At 73.2% G+C, this 17755-nt stretch carries 8 protein-coding genes; 4 read left to right on the top strand and 4 right to left on the bottom strand.

The window, feature by feature from the left end:
* Positions 1 to 6 precede the first annotated feature (6 nt).
* Together ABZ490_RS03005 and ABZ490_RS03000 are read left to right on the top strand one after the other, a co-directional pair.
* A complete protein-coding gene (locus ABZ490_RS03005; RefSeq protein ID WP_358983346.1) occupies positions 7 to 10941 on the top strand; it encodes an amino acid adenylation domain-containing protein in 10935 nt (3644 codons plus the stop codon).
* Positions 10928 to 12628, top strand: coding sequence for an ABC transporter ATP-binding protein (locus tag ABZ490_RS03000; RefSeq protein ID WP_358983344.1), 1701 nt, complete (start codon positions 10928 to 10930; stop codon positions 12626 to 12628). The genes ABZ490_RS03005 and ABZ490_RS03000 overlap by 14 nt, the downstream gene beginning before the upstream one ends.
* 10 nt (positions 12629 to 12638) lie before the next feature.
* Here the strand turns inward: ABZ490_RS03000 and ABZ490_RS02995 are convergent, their stop codons facing one another.
* Positions 12639 to 13739 carry an alpha/beta hydrolase-fold protein gene (locus ABZ490_RS02995; RefSeq protein ID WP_358983342.1) on the bottom strand — a complete coding sequence of 367 codons (1101 nt, stop codon included), beginning with the start codon at positions 13737 to 13739 and terminating at the stop codon, positions 12639 to 12641.
* Between the two features lie 94 nt (positions 13740 to 13833).
* Between ABZ490_RS02995 and ABZ490_RS02990 the strand changes: the two genes are divergently transcribed.
* Both ABZ490_RS02990 and ABZ490_RS02985 read left to right on the top strand, forming a co-directional pair.
* Positions 13834 to 14046 carry an MbtH family protein gene (locus ABZ490_RS02990; RefSeq protein WP_358983340.1) on the top strand — a complete coding sequence of 71 codons (213 nt, stop codon included), beginning with the start codon at positions 13834 to 13836 and terminating at the stop codon, positions 14044 to 14046.
* Between the two features lie 115 nt (positions 14047 to 14161).
* Positions 14162 to 14611 (top strand): GNAT family N-acetyltransferase, encoded by a 450-nt coding sequence (locus ABZ490_RS02985; protein WP_358983604.1) that lies wholly within the window; start codon positions 14162 to 14164, stop codon positions 14609 to 14611.
* A gap of 7 nt (positions 14612 to 14618) precedes the next feature.
* Here ABZ490_RS02985 and argB read toward each other — a convergent pair whose 3' ends face one another.
* The 3 genes from argB to ABZ490_RS02970 all read right to left on the bottom strand — a co-directional run bounded on the left by argB (position 14619) and on the right by ABZ490_RS02970 (position 17701).
* Entirely contained in the window at positions 14619 to 15563 is a 945-nt protein-coding gene (gene argB, locus ABZ490_RS02980) for an acetylglutamate kinase (protein ID WP_358983338.1), read from the bottom strand.
* A 31-nt stretch (positions 15564 to 15594) separates the two neighbouring features.
* The gene (locus ABZ490_RS02975; protein WP_358983336.1) at positions 15595 to 16251 is read right to left on the bottom strand and encodes an isochorismatase family protein; all 657 of its coding nucleotides are present in this window, start codon (positions 16249 to 16251) and stop codon (positions 15595 to 15597) included.
* Positions 16252 to 16360: 109 nt separating this feature from the next.
* The gene (locus ABZ490_RS02970) at positions 16361 to 17701 is read right to left on the bottom strand and encodes a jacalin-like lectin (RefSeq protein ID WP_358983334.1); all 1341 of its coding nucleotides are present in this window, start codon (positions 17699 to 17701) and stop codon (positions 16361 to 16363) included.
* Positions 17702 to 17755: the final 54 nt, after the last annotated feature.

Below are 17755 nucleotides of genomic sequence, written 5' to 3'. Positions count from 1 at the left end.
TCGTCGATGGAATCGAGCGCTCGTCTCGTACTGCTGTCCACCGATCGCCTTTCCGACGTACGCCGGCGCATCGGCGACCACTCCGACCGGACCGTCGCCGAAGCGTGCGCCATCGGGCTGGCGTACTGGGCGACGGGCCTGAGTCCCGACGGCATCGACCTCACCCCCGGAACGCTCTTCGCCGACGTCCTCGGCTGGGTCGACAACGGCGGTGCGGCGCCCGCCGGCTGGGAGGTGGGCGCGGACGGACGCGGCATCACCGTCCCCGAGGGCGTCCACCGGGCCGACGCCCAGCTCGCCCTGGACGACCTGGCCGACTTCCCCGACCGGACCCTCGGCACGATCGGCCCGTCCAGTGTGGCGGCGCGGCTCGCCACCCTGGCCGAATGGAACGACAACCGGGCCGACCGCCTCCGCCCCACCCTCGTGGAGATGTTCCGCGAACAGGCCCGCACCCGGCCCGACGCCGTCGCCGTCGTCGACGAGCACCGCACACTGACCTACCGTCAGGTCGCCGAGCTGTCGAGCCAGTTGGCCCACCATCTGCTCGAACGCGGCCTCACCGCCGAGCAGGTCGTCGGGATCTCCCTCGGGCGCTCCGCCGACATGGTCGTCGGGCTGCTCGCCGTGCTCCAGGCGGGCGGCGCCTTCGTCCCGCTGGACCCGCAGTGGCCCGCCGCGCGCCGGGCCGTCGTCATCGAGGACGCCCGGGTCGTCCTCCAGCTGGACGCCTCGGGCGAGGCCGCCCCGGGCGAACCGGACGCCGTGGCCGTCGACCTCGGCGACTGGCGGTTCGGCGCGTACCCCACCGGCGGGACCGGCGTCACGGTGCCCGGCGACGCCCTGGCCTACGTCATCTTCACGTCCGGCTCCACCGGGCGGCCCAAGGGCGCGATGATCCGGCACGAGGCGATCAGCGAGCGTCTGCTGTGGCAGGTGCACGAGATCCTGCGCTTCGGCCACGACGACGCCTCGCTGTTCAAGGCGCCGCTGTCCTTCGACATCTCCATCAACGAGATATTCCTGCCCCTGGTGTCCGGCGGCCGGCTGATCGTGCTGCGGCCCGGCGGCGAACGCGACCCGCACCATCTGCTGGGCGTGATCGCCGAGCAGCGCGTCACCTTCACCTACCTCGTCTCGTCCATGCTGGACGTCCTGCTGGAGATCGCGGGCGAGTCGGGGCGGCTGGACAGCCTGCGGCACGTGTGGTGCGGCGGCGAGGTCCTGACCCCGGAGCTGTACGAGCGCTTCCGCACCCGGCTCGACATCCCCATGTACCACGGCTACGGCCCCGCCGAGACCACCATCGGCGTCTCGCACGTCATCTACCGGGGCGCGGCCGAGCGCCTGTCGACGTCGATCGGCAGGGCCAACCCGAACACCCAGCTCTACGTCCTGGACGACGAACTGCGCCCGGTCCCGGTGGGCGCCGGCGGCGAACTGTACGTGGGCGGCTTCCTGCTGGGGCGCGGATACGTCAACGCACCCGGTCTGACCGCCTCCCGGTTCGTCGCGAACCCCTTCGCCGCCGACGGCTCCCGGCTCTACCGGACCGGCGACCTCGCGCGCTTCAACGCCGACGGGTCGCTGGACTTCCTCGGCCGGGCCGACAACCAGATCAAGATCCGCGGCATGCGGCTGGAGATCGAGGACGTCGAGGTCGCGCTCGCGGAGCACCCCGGCGTCCGGCACACCTGTGTCGTCGCGAAGAAGAACACGGCGGGCGGCACCTACCTCGTCGGATACGTCATCCCGGCCGCCGGGAGCGAGGACCTGCGGGCGGACGACGTCACGGCCTGGGCCGCCGCGCACATGGTGGAGTACATGGTGCCCGCCCATGTCGTCGTCCTGACGGAGTTCCCGCTCACCGCCAACGGCAAGCTCGACCGGGCCGCGCTCCCCGAGCCCGTGATCGGCACGGACGGGCTCGTGCGGCCCGTCACCGAGGAGGAGCGGGCGGTCTGCGCGGCCGTCGCGGCCGTGCTGCGGCTCGACGAGGTCGGCGTCGACCAGAACTTCTTCAAGCTCGGCGGGGACAGCATCCTCGCCATCTCCCTGCTCAGCGCGCTGCGCGAGGCCGGGCTGCATGTCACGGCACGGCAGATCTTCACCCACGGCACGGTGGGCGCGCTGGCCGCGGTGGCGAGCCGTGAGGACGTCTCCGCCGTCGACCACCGCGATGTCGCCACCGGATCCGTCGTGGGATCCCCCGTCGTGCAGTGGCTCGGCGAGACCACCGACGCCGTCGACGGCTTCGTCCAGTCGGTGGTGCTGACCACCCCCGCGGACCTGACCGCGGACGCCCTCGACGCGATCCTCACCGCCGTGGTCCGCCGGCACGACATGCTGCGCGCCAGGCTGGTGCGCGGCGAGCCCTGGAGCTTCGAGATCCCCGGGCCCGACCGGGCCGTGGCGGGCTGGGAGGAGAGCGACCGGCCGCTCGACGCGTGCGTAGCCCTCGCCACCGCCGGGCTCGACCCGGCGGACGGCGCGATGCTGCGGGCCGTCTGGCGCCGCGCGGCACGCCAACTGGTCCTCGTCGCCCACCACGTGGTGATCGACGGGGTCTCCTGGCGGATCCTGATGGACGACCTGGCCACCGCCTGGCGGCAGCACACCGCGGGCTCCCCGGTCGCACTGCCCCCGGCGGGCACGTCCTTCCGGCGCTGGACCCAACTCCTCGAGCGCGCCGCGTTCGACGCCGACAGCGCGTACTACCGCCAGCCCCTGCCGGGCGAGGACCGCCCGGTGGGCCGGCGTGCCCCGTCCGCGACCGACACCGTCGCGAAGGAGCGGCTGCGGACGGTCTCGGTCGGCCCGGAGATCACGGCCGCGCTGCTCGGCGAGATCCCCGCGAAGTTCCACGCCGGCGTCAACGACGTCCTGCTGACAGGGCTCGCCGTCGCCCTAGCCCGGTGGCGCCGCGACCTCGGCCAGCGGCAGACCTTCGCGCACATCGAACTGGAGGGCCACGGCCGCGAGGCCGCGTTCGTGGCGCCCTCCGCCGGCTTCGAGCCCGAACTGTCCCGGACCGTGGGCTGGTTCACCACCCTGTTCCCCGTGACCGTCGACCCCGGGGACACCGCCGACTTCACCGCGCCCTCCTATCTGGCCGCCGCGCTCAAGGCGGTCAAGGAGGACCTCGCCCGGGTGCCGGACAACGGCGTGTCGTACGGCGCCCTGCGGTACCTGGCCCAGGCCGAGTTCGAGGCACCCGCCCCCCAGGTGCTCTTCAACTACCTAGGCCGCTTCGACGCCGGCGCCCCCGGCGACTGGCAACTCGCCCACACGACAGGCCAGTTGGGGGAGAGGCGCGACCCGGACATGCGTCTGCCGCGCCCCCTGGAGTTCAACGCCATCGCGGAACCCGCCGCGAACGGCGCGTACGAGCTGGTCACCACCGTCTCCTGGCCCGAGGGGATGTTCACCGACGACGACATCACCGCCCTCGGCGGGTACTTCCGGACGGCCCTGGCCGGACTCGCCGCGCTGGACGAAGGCGGCCACTCGCCCAGCGACTTCGACCTGGTGCGGCTCACCCAGGCCGACGTCGACGCCCTCGACGGCCCCGACCTGCTGGACGTCCTGCCGCTGACCCCGCTCCAGGAAGGCCTCTACTTCCACTCCGTCTTCGACGACGACTCGGCGGGCTCCTACGTCGAGCAGCAACTGCTCACGCTCGACGGCGAGGTGGACGCGGACCGGCTGGAGGCGGCGGCCACCCGGCTGCTCACGCTCTACCCCAACCTCGCGGCCCGCTTCACGGCCCTCGCCGACGGCCGGGTGGTCTCCGTCCTGGAGAGCGGGGCACGGGCGCCCTTCCGCACCCTGGACCGCCCCGGCATCACCGACGCCGATCTGCGCGCGTTCGCCGAACGGGACCGCCGCGCCGGGTTCGACCTCGCGACCGGCCCGCTGATGCGGTACACCCTCGTCCGCGGGGGCCCCGGCCGTGACGTCCTGGTGCAGACCGTGCACCACATCATCGCCGACGGCTGGTCGGTACCGCCGATGCTCCGCGCGCTGCTGGCCGAGTACCACGCGCCCGGGACCGGGTACCCCCTCGGCGGCTTCCCCGACTACGTGCGCCGGCTCGCCGGACACGACGAGGACGAGAGCGACCGCGTCTGGCGCGAGCAGCTCACCGACCTGCCCGGCCCCTCCCTGGTCGCCGAGGGCCACACCCCCTCCGACCGTTTCGCGGACACCGTCCTGGAGCCGGAGGACGACATCGACGCGGCCGCCCGGTCGGCCGGGGTGCCGCTCAGCGTGGCCGTGCACAGTGCCTGGGCGGTGACACTGGGCTCCGTCCTGCACGGCGGCGACGTCGTGTTCGGCTCCACCGTGTCCGGCCGCGACCTCGACCTGCCCGGCATCGAGGACATGGTCGGCCTGTTCATCAACACGATCCCCGTGCGGGCCCGTTGGGCCGCGGGCACCACCGCGCACGAGCTGCTCGCCTCGGTGCGGGAACACCAGAGCGCGGTGCTGCCGCACCAGCACGTCTCGCTGGCGAGGATCGGCCGGCTCGCCGGTGCCGGCTCCCTGTTCGACACCCTGGTGGTGTTCGACGTCGCCACCGACGTGGCGGGTCTGCGGCGGCCCGGCGACACCCTGGCCGTCACCGGCATCGTCAACGAGGGCGCCCCGCACTACCCGTTGACGCTGGTCGTCGAGCGCACCCCCGACGGCCGGGTCCGCTTCAACCTGATCCACGACGGTGAGCTGATCCGCGAGACGAGCGCCCGCTCGCTCCTGCACGCCTTCGCCCGGACCCTCACCGGCCTGCTCACCCGGCCGGACGCCCCGGTCACCGACCTCGCGCGGGAGAACGACCGGCGTCCCGCGCCCCTCACGCCCACCACGCTCGGCGGACTCCTCGACGCCGCCGCGCGCCGCGACCCGGCCGCCACCGCCGTGACCCAGTGCGCCCTCGACGGCGCCACCCGCTCCCTGACCTACGGCGAACTCGTCGCCGCGAAGGACGAGTTGGCCGCGACACTGCGCGCGGCCGGGGTCGGACCGGGCAAGCGGGTCGCCGTCGCCGTCCCCCGCTCCGTCGAGCAGGTCGTCGCCCTGGTCGCGATCGTCGCCGCGGGCGGCGCGTATGTGCCGCTGGACCTCGCGTACCCCGACGAACGGCTGGAGTACATCCTCGCGGACGCCGCTCCCCAGGTGGTCCTCGTGGACCGCGACCAGCGCGACCGTTTCACGCGGCTGCTGGTCCGGGCGGACGTCCCGGCGCGGGTGCTGGTGCAGGGCGACACACCGGAACCGGGGCAGGTCACCGCCACGCTCCCCGCCGAGGCCGGCTGGCACGATCCCGCGTACGTGATCTACACCTCCGGCTCCACCGGCCGGCCCAAGGGCGTCGTCGTCCCGCACTCCAGCGTGGTGACCCTGCTCGGCAACACCCGGCCCGCCATGGACTTCGGCCCGCGGGACGTCTGGGTCCAGTTCCACTCCTTCTCCTTCGACTTCGCGGTCTGGGAGCTGTGGGGCGCGCTGGCGCACGGCGGTGAACTGCTGGTGCCCGAGTACGGGCTGACCCGCTCCCCGGTCGACTTCCACCGGCTGGTCCGCGAGCGCGCGGTGACCGTGCTCAACCAGACGCCGTCGGCGTTCTACCAGTTCATCGAGGCCGACCGGCACGCGGACGAGCCGCTGCCCGCACTGCGCCGGATCATCTTCGGCGGCGAGGCGCTGGACCTCGGACGGCTGCGCGGCTGGGTCGAACGGCACGGCACCGCCACGCCCGAGCTGGTCAACATGTACGGCATCACCGAGACCACCGTCCATGTCACCCACCGGGTGCTGACCGACGCGGACTTCGCCGGAGACGACGAGGTCAGCCCCATCGGCGGGCCGATCCCCGGCCTGGCCGTCCATCTCCTCGACGACCGGCTCCGGCCGGTCCCACCGGGGAAGGTGGGCGCCATCTACGTGGCCGGCGACCAGGTGTCGCTCGGTTATCTGGGCCGGCCCGGGCTCACGGCGGGCCGGTTCGTGGCGAACCCGTTCACGGGCGACGGCTCCCGCATGTACCACACGGGCGACCTCGCCCGCCGTACCCTCGACGGCGAGCTCGAATTCACCGGACGCGCCGACGACCAGGTCCAACTCAAGGGATTCCGCATCGAGTTGGGCGAGGTCGAGAACGCGGTCCGCGGGCTGGACGGGGTGGTCGACGCGGCCGTCACCGTCGCGGCCGACGGCGACCACCTGGTGGCGCACGTCGTGGGCCGGGTCCCCGACGACCTCACCGCCCAGCTGTCGGCGAAATTGCCCGTGCACATGGTGCCGAGCCGGGTACTGACGCTGGACGCCCTGCCTTTGACGGTAAACGGCAAACTGGACCGCAAGACCCTGGCGGCCGGCGCGGCAGCGCCGCCGCCCAGGGGCGCGGGGAACTGCGCGACCAGCCACGGAGCACCCGCAGACGAAACGACCGCACTCCCCGCACTCATCCGCATCTTCACCGAGGTACTGCAGGACACCGACACAACCCCCGACACCGACTTCTTCCGCGCCGGAGGCGACAGCATCGTCGCCATCACCCTGATCAACCGCGCCAGGGCGCTCGGCCTGTCGATCGCACCTCGCGACGTGTTCCTGCACCGGACCCCGCGCGCGCTCGCCGCACACCTCACGGCAACGGCACCGCAGGTCACGGCGGCCCCCACACCCGACCGGCGCGAGGACGGCCCGCTGACACCGACGCCGATCATCCTGCGCCGACGCGAACTGGGCGGCTCCCTCGCCCGGTTCGCCCAGGCCCGCACCCTGGTGGCCCCCGAGGGCACCGGGTTCGCCGACGTCGAGCGCGCCGCGCGCACCGTCGTGGCCGCGCACGCGGCGCTGCGGCTCCGGCTGCGGACCGAGCACGGCGTCTGGACCCTGCGGACCGAACCCTCCGGCGGGATCACCGTCGTACGGCCGGACACGACCGACGCCACGACGGCGGCGAACGAGGCCGCCGGACGGCTCGACCCCGAGGCGGGGGAGGTCGTCGCGTTCTCGTGGCTGGAGGGGAGCCGGACCCTGGTGGTCACCGTGCACCACCTCGCCGTCGACGCGGTGTCCTGGCTGGTCCTGCTGGACGACCTGGCGACCGCCCTGCGCGCGGAGCCCCTGGCACCGCCGACCACCTCGTACGCCGAGTACGCCGAGGCGCTCGCCCTCGACTCCGCCCGGACGACCGAGGACCTCGGGCACTGGATCACCACGCTCCAGGCGCCCCCGCTGCTCCCCGCCGTCGACGGGCTCCGCGCGAGGACGGTCGTCCTCGCGCCCGACCCGACCGACCGGCTGACCCGGATCGCGCCCACCGCGCTCGGCATCGGCCTCACCGAACTGCTGTGCGGCGCGCTGCGCACCGCCCTCACCCGCGTCCAGCCCGAGCCCACGGACCTGGCGATCGAGCTGGAGCGGCACGGCCGGGTCCCGGTCCGCGAACACCACGACTACACCCGTACGGTCGGCTGGTTCACCGCGATCGCGCCCGTGCGGCTCACCGCGCACACCGATCCGGTCGCCGCGGCGCGTGAACTCGTCGCACGCCAGCCGGACGAGCGGGTGCACGCCGGCTACGGCCGGCTCCGGTACCTCGACCCGCAGACGGCCCCGCTGCTGACCGCCCGCCCGCAGGTGCTGTTCAACTACCTCGGCCGGGGCAGCGAGTCGCAGGCGGTGCACATCACCGGCGGCGACGAGGGCAGCCGGTACGCCGTCGAGGTGAACGCCTGGCTCGACGCCACCACCGGAAGCCTGCACGCGGCCTTCACGCTCGCCGAGGGCGTCCCCGACGAGATCCTCGACCACTGGCGCGGCGCGCTGGAGCACCTCGCCGACGTCTCCGCGACGGCCGAGCGCACGGCACCGGTCACCCCCCTCCAGCGGGGCCTGTACTTCCAGGCGCAGCTCGCGGGCTCGGCCGGGCACTACGTCGCGCAGAGCTGGTTCACCTTCGACCGGCGCCTGGATCCGGACGCGCTCGCCGAGGCGATGGCGTACGTGATCGCACGGCACCCGGTCGTCGGCGCCGGCTTCACCACCGACGACGACGGCAACCCGGTGCAGGTCCTCGGGGCGGGCCGCCGGGTCGGGGTCCGCACCCTCGAACTCGCCACGGACGCCGAGGTCGAGGAGCTGCGCGCCCGCGACCGCGACACGGGCTTCGACCCGGCCGAGCCGCCGCTGATCCGGCTGACCCTGGTCCGGCTGCCCGACGGCCGCGACGGCCTGCTGCTCAGCTACCACCTGCTGCTGTGGGACGGCTGGTCCCGCGAGATCGTGCTGCGCGACCTGTTCGACGCCTACGAGGCGGTCGTCGCGGGCGAGCCGCCGGTACCGGTCCCGGCCGTGCCGAGCTTCGAGGACCACGCGCGGGCGCTCGCCGCCCGGGACGCCGTCGCGGCGGAACGCTTCTGGGCGGAGCACCTGGCAGCCCTGCCCGGCCCGACCCTGCTCGCCGGACCGGCGCCGGTGTTCTCGGACGACCTGCCGCGCGCGCTGGTGCACACCCTGAGCGCCGCCCGGTCGGAGCTGCTGGCACAGGCCGCCAGGACCCACGGCGTCACCCTGAACTCGGTGCTGACCGGCGCGTTCGGTCTGATGCTGGGTGCCCGCACGGGCCGCGGTGACGCGGTGTTCGGGGTGACCGTCTCGGGCCGCGAGGGCGAGGGGCTGGAGGACGTCGTCGGCGTGCTGCTCAACACCGTGCCGATGTGGACGCGGGCCCGGCCCCACGACAGGGTCCGCGCCTATCTGTCGGCCGTGCAGGCGGCCCGGGTCGAGGCGATGGAGCACGAGCACCTGGGGCTCGGCGAGATCCAGCGGGCCGGCGGGCACGACACCCTGTTCGACAACCTGTTCGTGCTGCAGAACTTCCTGGACCTGGACGCGTTCGCCGAGATGAACGCCCGGCACGGCATCGTCTCGGTCACGGCGGACGACTCCACCCACTACCCCTTCACCTGGGTCGTCACCCCCGGCGACCGGCTCACGGTCAAGCTGGAGTACCGCGACGGCGACGCCGAGGGCGCCCGCCGGCTCCTCGACGACTATCTGCGCGTGCTGGACGACCTGGCCCGGGCGACCGGTCCGGTCGGCGCGCTGCCCGGACCGGCGCCGAGGCCCGTAGGGGAGGAGCGCACGGACATCGGCACGGACACCGTCGTCGACCGGTTCGACCGGGCCGCCGACCGCGACCCCGGGCGGGTGGCGCTGGTCGCCGACGGCGCGACCCTGACCTTCGCCGGGCTGCGAGACCGCAGCCGCGCGGTGGCCGGGGTGCTCGCGGGGCGCGGCATCGGCCCCGAGGCGACCGTGGGGCTCGCGATCCCGCGCTCCCTGGACTCCATCGTGGCCCTGTTCGCCGTCCTGCGTACGGGTGCCGCGTATGTGCCGCTGGAGCTGGACCACCCGGACGAGCGGATCGCCGCGATCGTCGCGGACGCCCGCCCGGAGGTGATCCTCACCGTGAGCCCGGTGGCGCCGCGGCTGACGGGCCTGACCGGCGAGCTGATCGAGCTGGACCGTCCGCTGCCCGCGGCCGAGCCGTATCGGACGTTCGCGCCCGGCGACCCGGACCGGCTGCGGCACCCGGCGTACACGATCTACACCTCCGGCTCGACCGGGAAGCCCAAGGGCGTGGTGACGGAGTACGCAGGTCTCACCAACATGCTGATCAACCATCAGCGCCGGATCTTCGAACCGGTGCTGGCGGACCACGGCCACCGGGTCTTCCGGATCGCGCACACCGTGTCGTTCGCCTTCGACATGTCGTGGGAGGAGCTGCTGTGGCTCGCCGACGGCCACGAGGTGCACATCTGCGACGAGGAACTGCGCCGTGACGCGCCCCGGCTGGTCGCGTACTGCCTGGAGCACGGCATCGACGTCGTCAACGTGACGCCGACCTACGCCCAGCAGCTGGTCGCCGAAGGCCTGCTCGACCACCCCGAACGGCGTCCGGCGCTGGTGCTGCTGGGCGGCGAGGCCGTCACCCCGACGCTGTGGCAGCGGCTCGCGGAGACGCCGGGGACGGTCGGCTACAACCTGTACGGACCCACCGAGTACACCATCAACACCCTCGGCGTCGGCACCTTCGAGTGCGAGGACCCGGTGGTCGGCGTGGCGATCGACAACACCGACGTGTACGTCCTCGACCCCTGGCTGCGGCCGCTGCCGGACGGGGTCCCCGGCGAGCTGTACGTGGCGGGCATCGGCATCGCGCGCGGCTATCTCGGACAGCCCGCCCAGACCGCGCACCGGTTCGTCGCCTGCCCGTTCGGCGCGCCCGGCGAGCGCATGTACCGCACCGGCGACCTGGTGATCCGCCGGCCCGACGGCAACCTCCTGTACCTGGGCCGCACCGACCAGCAGGTCAAGATCCGGGGGCACCGGGTCGAACTCGGCGAGGTCGAGGCGGTGTTCGCCGCCCACCCGGCCGTACGGTTCGTCGCCGCGGTCGCCCAGCCGGACCCGCAGGTCGACGGCTCCCACCGGCTGGCCGCCTATCTCGTGCTGGACGGCGCGGACCTGGCGTCGGTCGCGGCCGAGGTCGGCGCCGGGCTGCCGGACTTCCTGCGCCCGACGCACTACGCCCAGGTCGACGGCATCCCGCTGACCGTGAACGGGAAGGCTGACACGAAGGCACTCCCGGAGGCCAAGCCGCTGGGCGCGCTGACCACGGCGGGGGAGCGGGGCCCCGAGACCGAAACCGAGACCGTGGTGTGCGAGTTCTTCGCCGAGGCACTGGACCTGGACGACGACGAGGTGAGCGCGGTGAGCGACTTCGTGTCCCTCGGGGGGCACTCCATGCTGGCGGTACGGCTGAACGGGCTGCTCCGCCGCGAGTACGGCCCCGTCATCACGATCCGAGACCTGTTCACCCTGCGTACCCCGGAAGCGATTGCGCGCCACATCGATGACCACTCCTGACACCCAGCGGCCCCGCACGGGGCCCGACATCCTGCGCACCGCTCTGCGCCGCAACATCGGCGCCATGGCCGGGGGCACCCTCCTCATGGGCCTGTACCAGGCCGGTGAGACGGCGTTCCCGATCGCGCTCGGCCTGATCGTCGAGCACACCATGCGCCACCGCAGCCTCGGCTCGCTCGGCCTGTCCATCGCCGCGCTGGCCGTGATCATCACGACGGTGTCGCTGTCCTGGCGGTTCGGCATGCGCGTCCTGCAGAAGGCCAACACCACGGAGGCGCACCGCTGGCGGGTGCAGGTCGCGGCCTGCGGACTCCAGCCGGTGGCCCGGGACGTCGACCTCAAGTCCGGCGAGGTGCTGACCATCGCCACCGAGGACGCCGACCAGACCGCCGACATCATCGAGGTGGTGCCGCTGCTGATCAGCTCACTGGTCGCGGTGGTGGTCGCGGCGGTCGCGCTGGGCCTCGCCGACCTCCGGCTCGGTCTGCTGGTGATCGTGGGCACCGTCGCGATCATGGCGATCCTGAGCGTGCTGTCCCGGCGGATCGGCTCCAGCACCCAGGAGCAGCAGGCCCGGGTGGCGCGGGCCGGTGCGAAGGTCGCCGACCTGATCACCGGACTGCGCCCGCTGCACGGCTTCGGCGGCAATCACGCGGCGTTCCGCTCCTACCGGACGGTCAGCACCGAGGCGAAGCACCAGGCGGTCACCGTCGCCAAGGTCAACGGCGCCTACGCGGGCACCGCGCTGGCCCTCAACGCGGTCCTCGCCGGGGCGGTGACGCTGACGGCGGGCTGGCTGGCCTTCGAGGGCCGGATCAACATCGGGGAACTCGTCATGGCCGTCGGGCTGGCGCAGTTCATCATGGACCCGCTGAAGCTGTTCTCGGAGATGCCCAAGTACGTCATGATCGCCCGCGCCTCTGCCGAGCGGATGGCGCTGGTGCTGGCCGCGCCGCCGGTGACGGTCCCGGGGCCGGAGAGCCCGGCCGAGGGCGAGGGACTGGAGATCGACTGCGTACGGTACGGGTCCCTGCGCCGGCTGAAACTCCAGGTGTCCGCCGGTGAGTTCGTCGCGATCGCCGCCTACCAGCCGCGGACGGCCGCCGACCTCGCGTCGGTCCTGGCCGCCGACGTCCCGCCGGACGCGTACGAGGGCGTGGTACGGGTCGGCGGGCGCGAGCTGGCGGACCTCTCCATCGAGGCGCTCCGCGCACACCTGCTGGTGAACCCCTACGACGGGGAGATCTTCGCGGGCACCCTCCGCACCAACATCGACCCGTCGGGCACCAGCCGGCTGGTTCCGGAGGCCGTCGAGGCGTCCATGCTCACCGATGTCGTCGCCCTGCACCGCGAGGGACTGGAGTACGGCGTCCGCGACCGCGGCGCCAACCTCTCCGGCGGGCAGCGCCAACGGCTGTCGCTGGCCCGCGCGTTGGCCGCAGACACCGAGGTCCTGGTGCTGCACGACCCGACGACGGCCGTGGACGCGGTGACCGAACAGCTCATCGCGCGGGGCGTCGCGCGGCTGCGCCGGGGCCGCACCACCCTCGTGATCACCAGCAGCCCGGCCCTGCTGGACGCCGCCGACCGCGTCCTCGTCCTGGACGACGGCGTCATCACGGCCGAGGACACCCACCGCAACCTGCTGGCGACGGACGAGGAGTACTGCGCGGCAGTGGCCAGGTGAGCCGGGTGGGTCAGCCCAGGGCCCAGGCGACATCCCGGAGCAGGGCGTGGCGCCACCCCGCGCGGTCGTGGTCCGACGGTGACCGGGAGACCCGTACGGTGGCGCCGGTCTGCCGGGTCAGGGTCTCGGTCAGCTCGCAGTGGGGCAGCATCCGCCGCTCGTGCTCGCCCACGTCGAACGCGACCCGCAGGCCGGAGAGATCGGGGCGCTCGCGCAGCCGCTCGGCCAGGGCACCGCCGACCGGGCCGCCCAGCGGATCGGCCCGGTCCAGGGCGTCGGGCGTCCACCAGAACGACCCCGACTGGCAGGCGACCCGGGACACCAGCTCCGGGAACTCCAGGGCCGCGTACAGCGCGCTGAGCCCGCCGAGGCTCTGCCCGGCGACCACCAGCCGCTCCGGGTCCGCGGGGGTCCCGGACTCCGCGACCAGGGGCAGCAGTTCGTCGCGGACGGCCTCCCACAGGTCGGGCCGGCACGCGAACTCGGTCACCCGGTCCCTGGCCGGGAGGAACACGAGGGTGACGGGGGGCAGTTCACCGGCGGCGACGGCCGAGTCGAACGCGGTCATGGCCGGGTGCAGATACAGCCAGTCGTCGCCGTCGAGCAGCAGGACGACCGGTCCGCCGCCCCCCGCCGGGTGGATCCGGACGGTCCGCCGTCCGCCGAGCCGGCCGCCGGCCCAGCGGATCCGGGCGAGCGGCACCGGCAGGACGCCGTCGGCGCCGATCTCGGGCCAGTGCGGCTGGGCCGGGGCGTCCGGCGTCGCGGCGATGGACCGGTCACCGCCCGCGCCGACCGGGTTGAGGGGGTCGGCGTACGTCTCGTCCCCCGCGAGGAACTGGTAGGTGACCCGCAGCCGGGCGGGCATGCGGACCTCGGCGTACCAGCAGTCCGAGGCGCCCCAGCGGCGCAGCGGCACCGGCTGCGACCAGCTCTCGAAGCCGACGCTCGCCTCCTGCCCGCGCCACAGGAACAGGGTGCGCCAGCCGCCGTCCTCGGCGGGGACCGACGCGGGCGCTCCCGCCGCCGCCCAGAACGCGTCGGTGCCGGGTGTGCCGGACAGCCCGAACTCGGCGAAGCCGTCTGTCATTTCGGCCGGGAGGCCCCGCATGAACGTCTCCTTGTGAGGGGGAAGGGGGAGAGGTTAGGCTCATTCCAATTAGGCGAGGCTAACCTAATCTTGACCTTTCCGGGAGGCACTCAGCATGAGCACCAACCCCTTCGACGACGCCGACGGCCGTTTTCTGGTCCTGGTCAACGACGAGGGCCAGCACTCGCTCTGGCCGTCCTTCGCCGAGGTGCCCGGAGGGTGGACGGCCGTCCTCGGCGAGACCGGCCGGGAGGCGTGCCTGGAGTACATCGAGGCCAACTGGACCGATCTGCGGCCCCGTTCGCTCGCCGCGTCCGGGGATGCCTGACCGTCACCGGAGTGGATCGGACGGTTAGGTAAGGCTACCCTTATCTTCCGTGACTCCGACCACGGCTACGCCGCACCCCGTCCCGCCGTACGCGCACCCCTTGGTGGCACCGCCGGTGCGTGCCGCGCGCCGCGAGGACGCCGCCGCCCTCGCCGCTCTCTCCCTTCCGTTCGTGGAGTCGGGAGCGCTGCGGGAGCGGCCCCTCGCGCTGTACGCGGCCCACGCGGCCGACTTCACCGTCGTGGAGGCCCTCGACGGCACCCTCGAAGGGTGTCTGGGGCTGCGGGTGCACCGGCACCGCGAGCACGGCCCGGCCGGCGTCCTCTACAACTTCTGCGTGGCCCGGCACCGGCAGGGCTGCGGCACCGGGGCGCACCTGCTGGAGGCGGCCCTGACCCGGGCCCGCACCCTGTCGCTGGGCGCCCTGTTCACGGCGACGACCGGCGGGGGACACCTCTTCCTGCGCCACGGCTTCACGCCGGAGGGCCCCCGTCCGGCACCGGCGGACTGGCTGCGCTCCCTGGACCCGCGGCGCGACGCGCGGGTCCTGGGGCGGGCGTTGTAGGGGCGCGCTACCGGGTGGGCTCCCGCCGTCCGTGCGGCCGCCCACCCGGAGCGGTGCCGGGAACCACGGTCGTCCCGGACCGCTCCTCGCCCACCAGGCTCCGCAGCAGCGCGTGCGGCACCCTCCCGTCGATCACCCGGGCCCGGCGCACACCGGCCCGGACGGCCCGCAGGCAGCCCTCCATCTTCGGCAGCATCCCGGTCGCCAACTCCGGTAGCAGCAGGTCGAGTTCATCGGCCGTCAGTTGCTCGATCACCTCGGTGCCGTGCGGCCAGTCGGCGTACAGGCCCGCCACGTCCGTGAGCACCACCAGCCGGGCGGCGCCGAGCGCCACGGCCAGCGCGGACGCCGCGAGGTCCGCGTTGATGTTGTAGACCTCTCCGTCCTCGCCGCGTGCCACGGGGGAGACCACGGGGATGTGCCCCTGCTCCAGGAGGGCGCGCACCGCGCCCGGGTTCACGTCGACGATGTCGCCGACCAGGCCGATGTCCACCGGACGGCCGTCCACCCGGGCCGGCCGGCGCACGGCGGTCATCGTGTGCGCGTCCTCGCCGGTGATCCCGACGGCGAAGGGACCGTGGGCGTTGATGTGCCCGACGAGGTCCCGCTGGACGCGGCCCGTCAGCACCATGCGCACCACGTCCATGGTCTCCGGGGTGGTGACCCTCAGGCCCGCCTCGAAGCGGCTCTCCAGCCCGAGACGGTCGAGCATCGCGCTGATCTGCGGGCCCCCGCCGTGCACGACGACCGGCCGCAGACCCGCGTGCCACAGCTCCACCACATCCTGGGCGAAGGCCTCCTGGAGACTCGCGTCCACCATGGCGTTGCCGCCGTACTTGACGACGACGGTGCTGCCCCGGAGCTCCTCGGGCGGCCGGAGTCCACCGGCCGGGAACTCCCTGTGCGTGTGCTCCGCGACGGCGGTCGTCGCGTCTGCGGCCCCTGCGGTCATGCTCGCTCCCCTGTGCGGTGTCCCGGTGTGGTCACGCCTCGCGCCGTTCCCTGTGCAGCAGCAGGTCGCGCAGCAGCACGGCGGTGGTGCACACGACGCCGCTGCGTCTGACCCAGCGAAGGGCCATCGAGTGGTCCTCCGCGGAGAAGTCGGCCACCGCGTCGGCGACGATGAACGGCTGGATGTCGTTCATGAAGGCGTCCGCGGCGGTCAGCAGGACGCCGAGGTGCGCGTGCACCCCGCAGATGATCAGCTGGTCCCGGTGCTTGGCCCGAAGCAGCCTGCCGAGATGGCTGCGCAGAAAGGCGTTGTGCCGCACGTTCGCCAGCAGGTGCTCGCCGGGGCGGGGCGTGAGGGGCGCGACGATCGCGGCGGCCTCCGGCTCGTCCCCGATGCCCGGCCCCCAGATGTCGGCGACGAGCCCGCGCTGCCCCGGTGCCTGGACGGCGGGTTCCGCGCTGAAGACGACCGGCATGCCGAGGGCGTCGGCGAGTTCCCGTAACGCCACGATGTTGTCGACGAGTTCCACGACGGGGGAGCGCCCCGCGGGGAAGGCCCCGACGAAGTGGTTCTGCATGTCCTGGACGAGCAGGGCGGCGCGCGCGGGGTCGATCCGCCACGGGACCTGCGGGCCGGGGAGGGAGGAGCGGTCGGGCATCGGGTAGGAGCCGATGGTCGGCGACCCCATGGGCGCATCCCTCCCCTGACGGCGTACCGCACGGAACTGACCCCAAGATTTTGTTAGCTTAGCCTAGCCTAATCTTGGGTGGGGAGGGATGCGCAACCGCCGGGGCGGATCAGCGCTGGGTGTAGATGAACCCGACCTTGTCGACCTCGTCGCCGGACCGCCCGTGGAAGCCGGCGATCTGCCAGCCGCTGGGCGCGGTGCGGGTCACGCAGTCCGAGGTGGTGGTGCCGCCGGCCAGGGTGCGGCCGAGGTTCGTCGTGAACTTGGCGTAGAAGATCCGCGTGTGGCCGTCCTTCTCGGCCTGGCACAGGTACGCCGTCGTCACGTACTCACCGCTGCCCAGCGTCAGCGAGGAGGCGGTGCCGCCGGTCCCGCCGTGGGCGAGGGTCGTGCCGTTGGACAGCGTGACGCTCAGCTGGTCGACCCGGGAGCCCGCCCGCAGCGCGAGGGTGGAGGCGCGGGCGCCGGACGGCACGCTGTTGATGTCGTTGTAGTAGTCGCCGTGCGGGCCGCCGAACTGGTCGCTCAGCTGGAAGGCGGAGTTGCGCGACCAGCTGAAGCCGACGGTGATCGGGTCGTGGTCGGAGAGCATCAGCCCGTCGGAGGTGAGGAACTTGGCGTGCTCGTTGTTGTACGCGGTGGCGTTCAGCGAGACGAGCTTGCTGCTGCGGTAGAGGACCTTGTCGACGACCTCGCAGGTGTTGGGGACGGTCGCCCCCGACTGGTCGCAGACCAGGGCGTCACTGCCCTTGGCGGGCGCCGAGCCGCCGCGGATCAGCTGGACCCAGGCGTCGGTCAGCCCGTTGGCGGCGGCGAACTCGGCGATGGTGTCGCCGGAGCGGGTGTAGCGCGTGTTGGTGTCGCCCATCACCACGACCGCGTTCCCGGCGGAGTGGGTCGAGATGAACGTGGTGAGCTGTGCCAGGTTGTCCGCGCGCGAGGCGAGGTCCCCGGCGTTGGTCCCGGCGTTGGTGTGCACGTTGTAGAAGTCGACGTACACCCCCTCGGCGAGCCGCTCGCGCATGAAGGTGAAGCCCTTCGGGGTGAGGCAGTCACCCGAGTCCAGCTGGCAGGAGTTCCAGCCCACCCGCTCGAAGTCGTCCGCGTCGTAGGAGATCTTCGACAGCGTGTTGAGCCCGCTGCCGATCCCGGCGCCGCCGCTGGTGGGGGTGCGGTAGGCGTGCGCGGTGTCGGCCGCGTACAGGTAGGCGTGGTAGTTGAAGTCCTCCTGCACGTGCACGATGTCGTACGGCGCGATCCGCTCGCCGATGGTGGTCGTGCTGGACTGACGGGGCGTCGGCGCGCTGGAGAGGGCCTCGGGGAGTCCGGCCACGTTGTAGCTGAGGACGCTGAAGGTGCCCGAGTCGGCGGCCGCGGCGGGCGGGGCGGCCACGGCGAGCCCGCCGAGAACGGCGGCCGTGGCCGCCAGGCTGGCGAGGAGTCTGCGCATGAGGTGTGTCTCCTGGGGGGAAAGCGGTTGCGGACTTGAATATGGCGGAAGTTA

Origin of the sequence: Streptomyces sp. NPDC005811 (assembly GCF_040630405.1) — a bacterium.
Taxonomy (GTDB): Bacteria; Actinomycetota; Actinomycetes; order Streptomycetales; family Streptomycetaceae; genus Streptomyces.
Note: the sequence above shows the minus strand (reverse complement) of the source record. Positions and strands in the feature narration are given on the sequence as shown.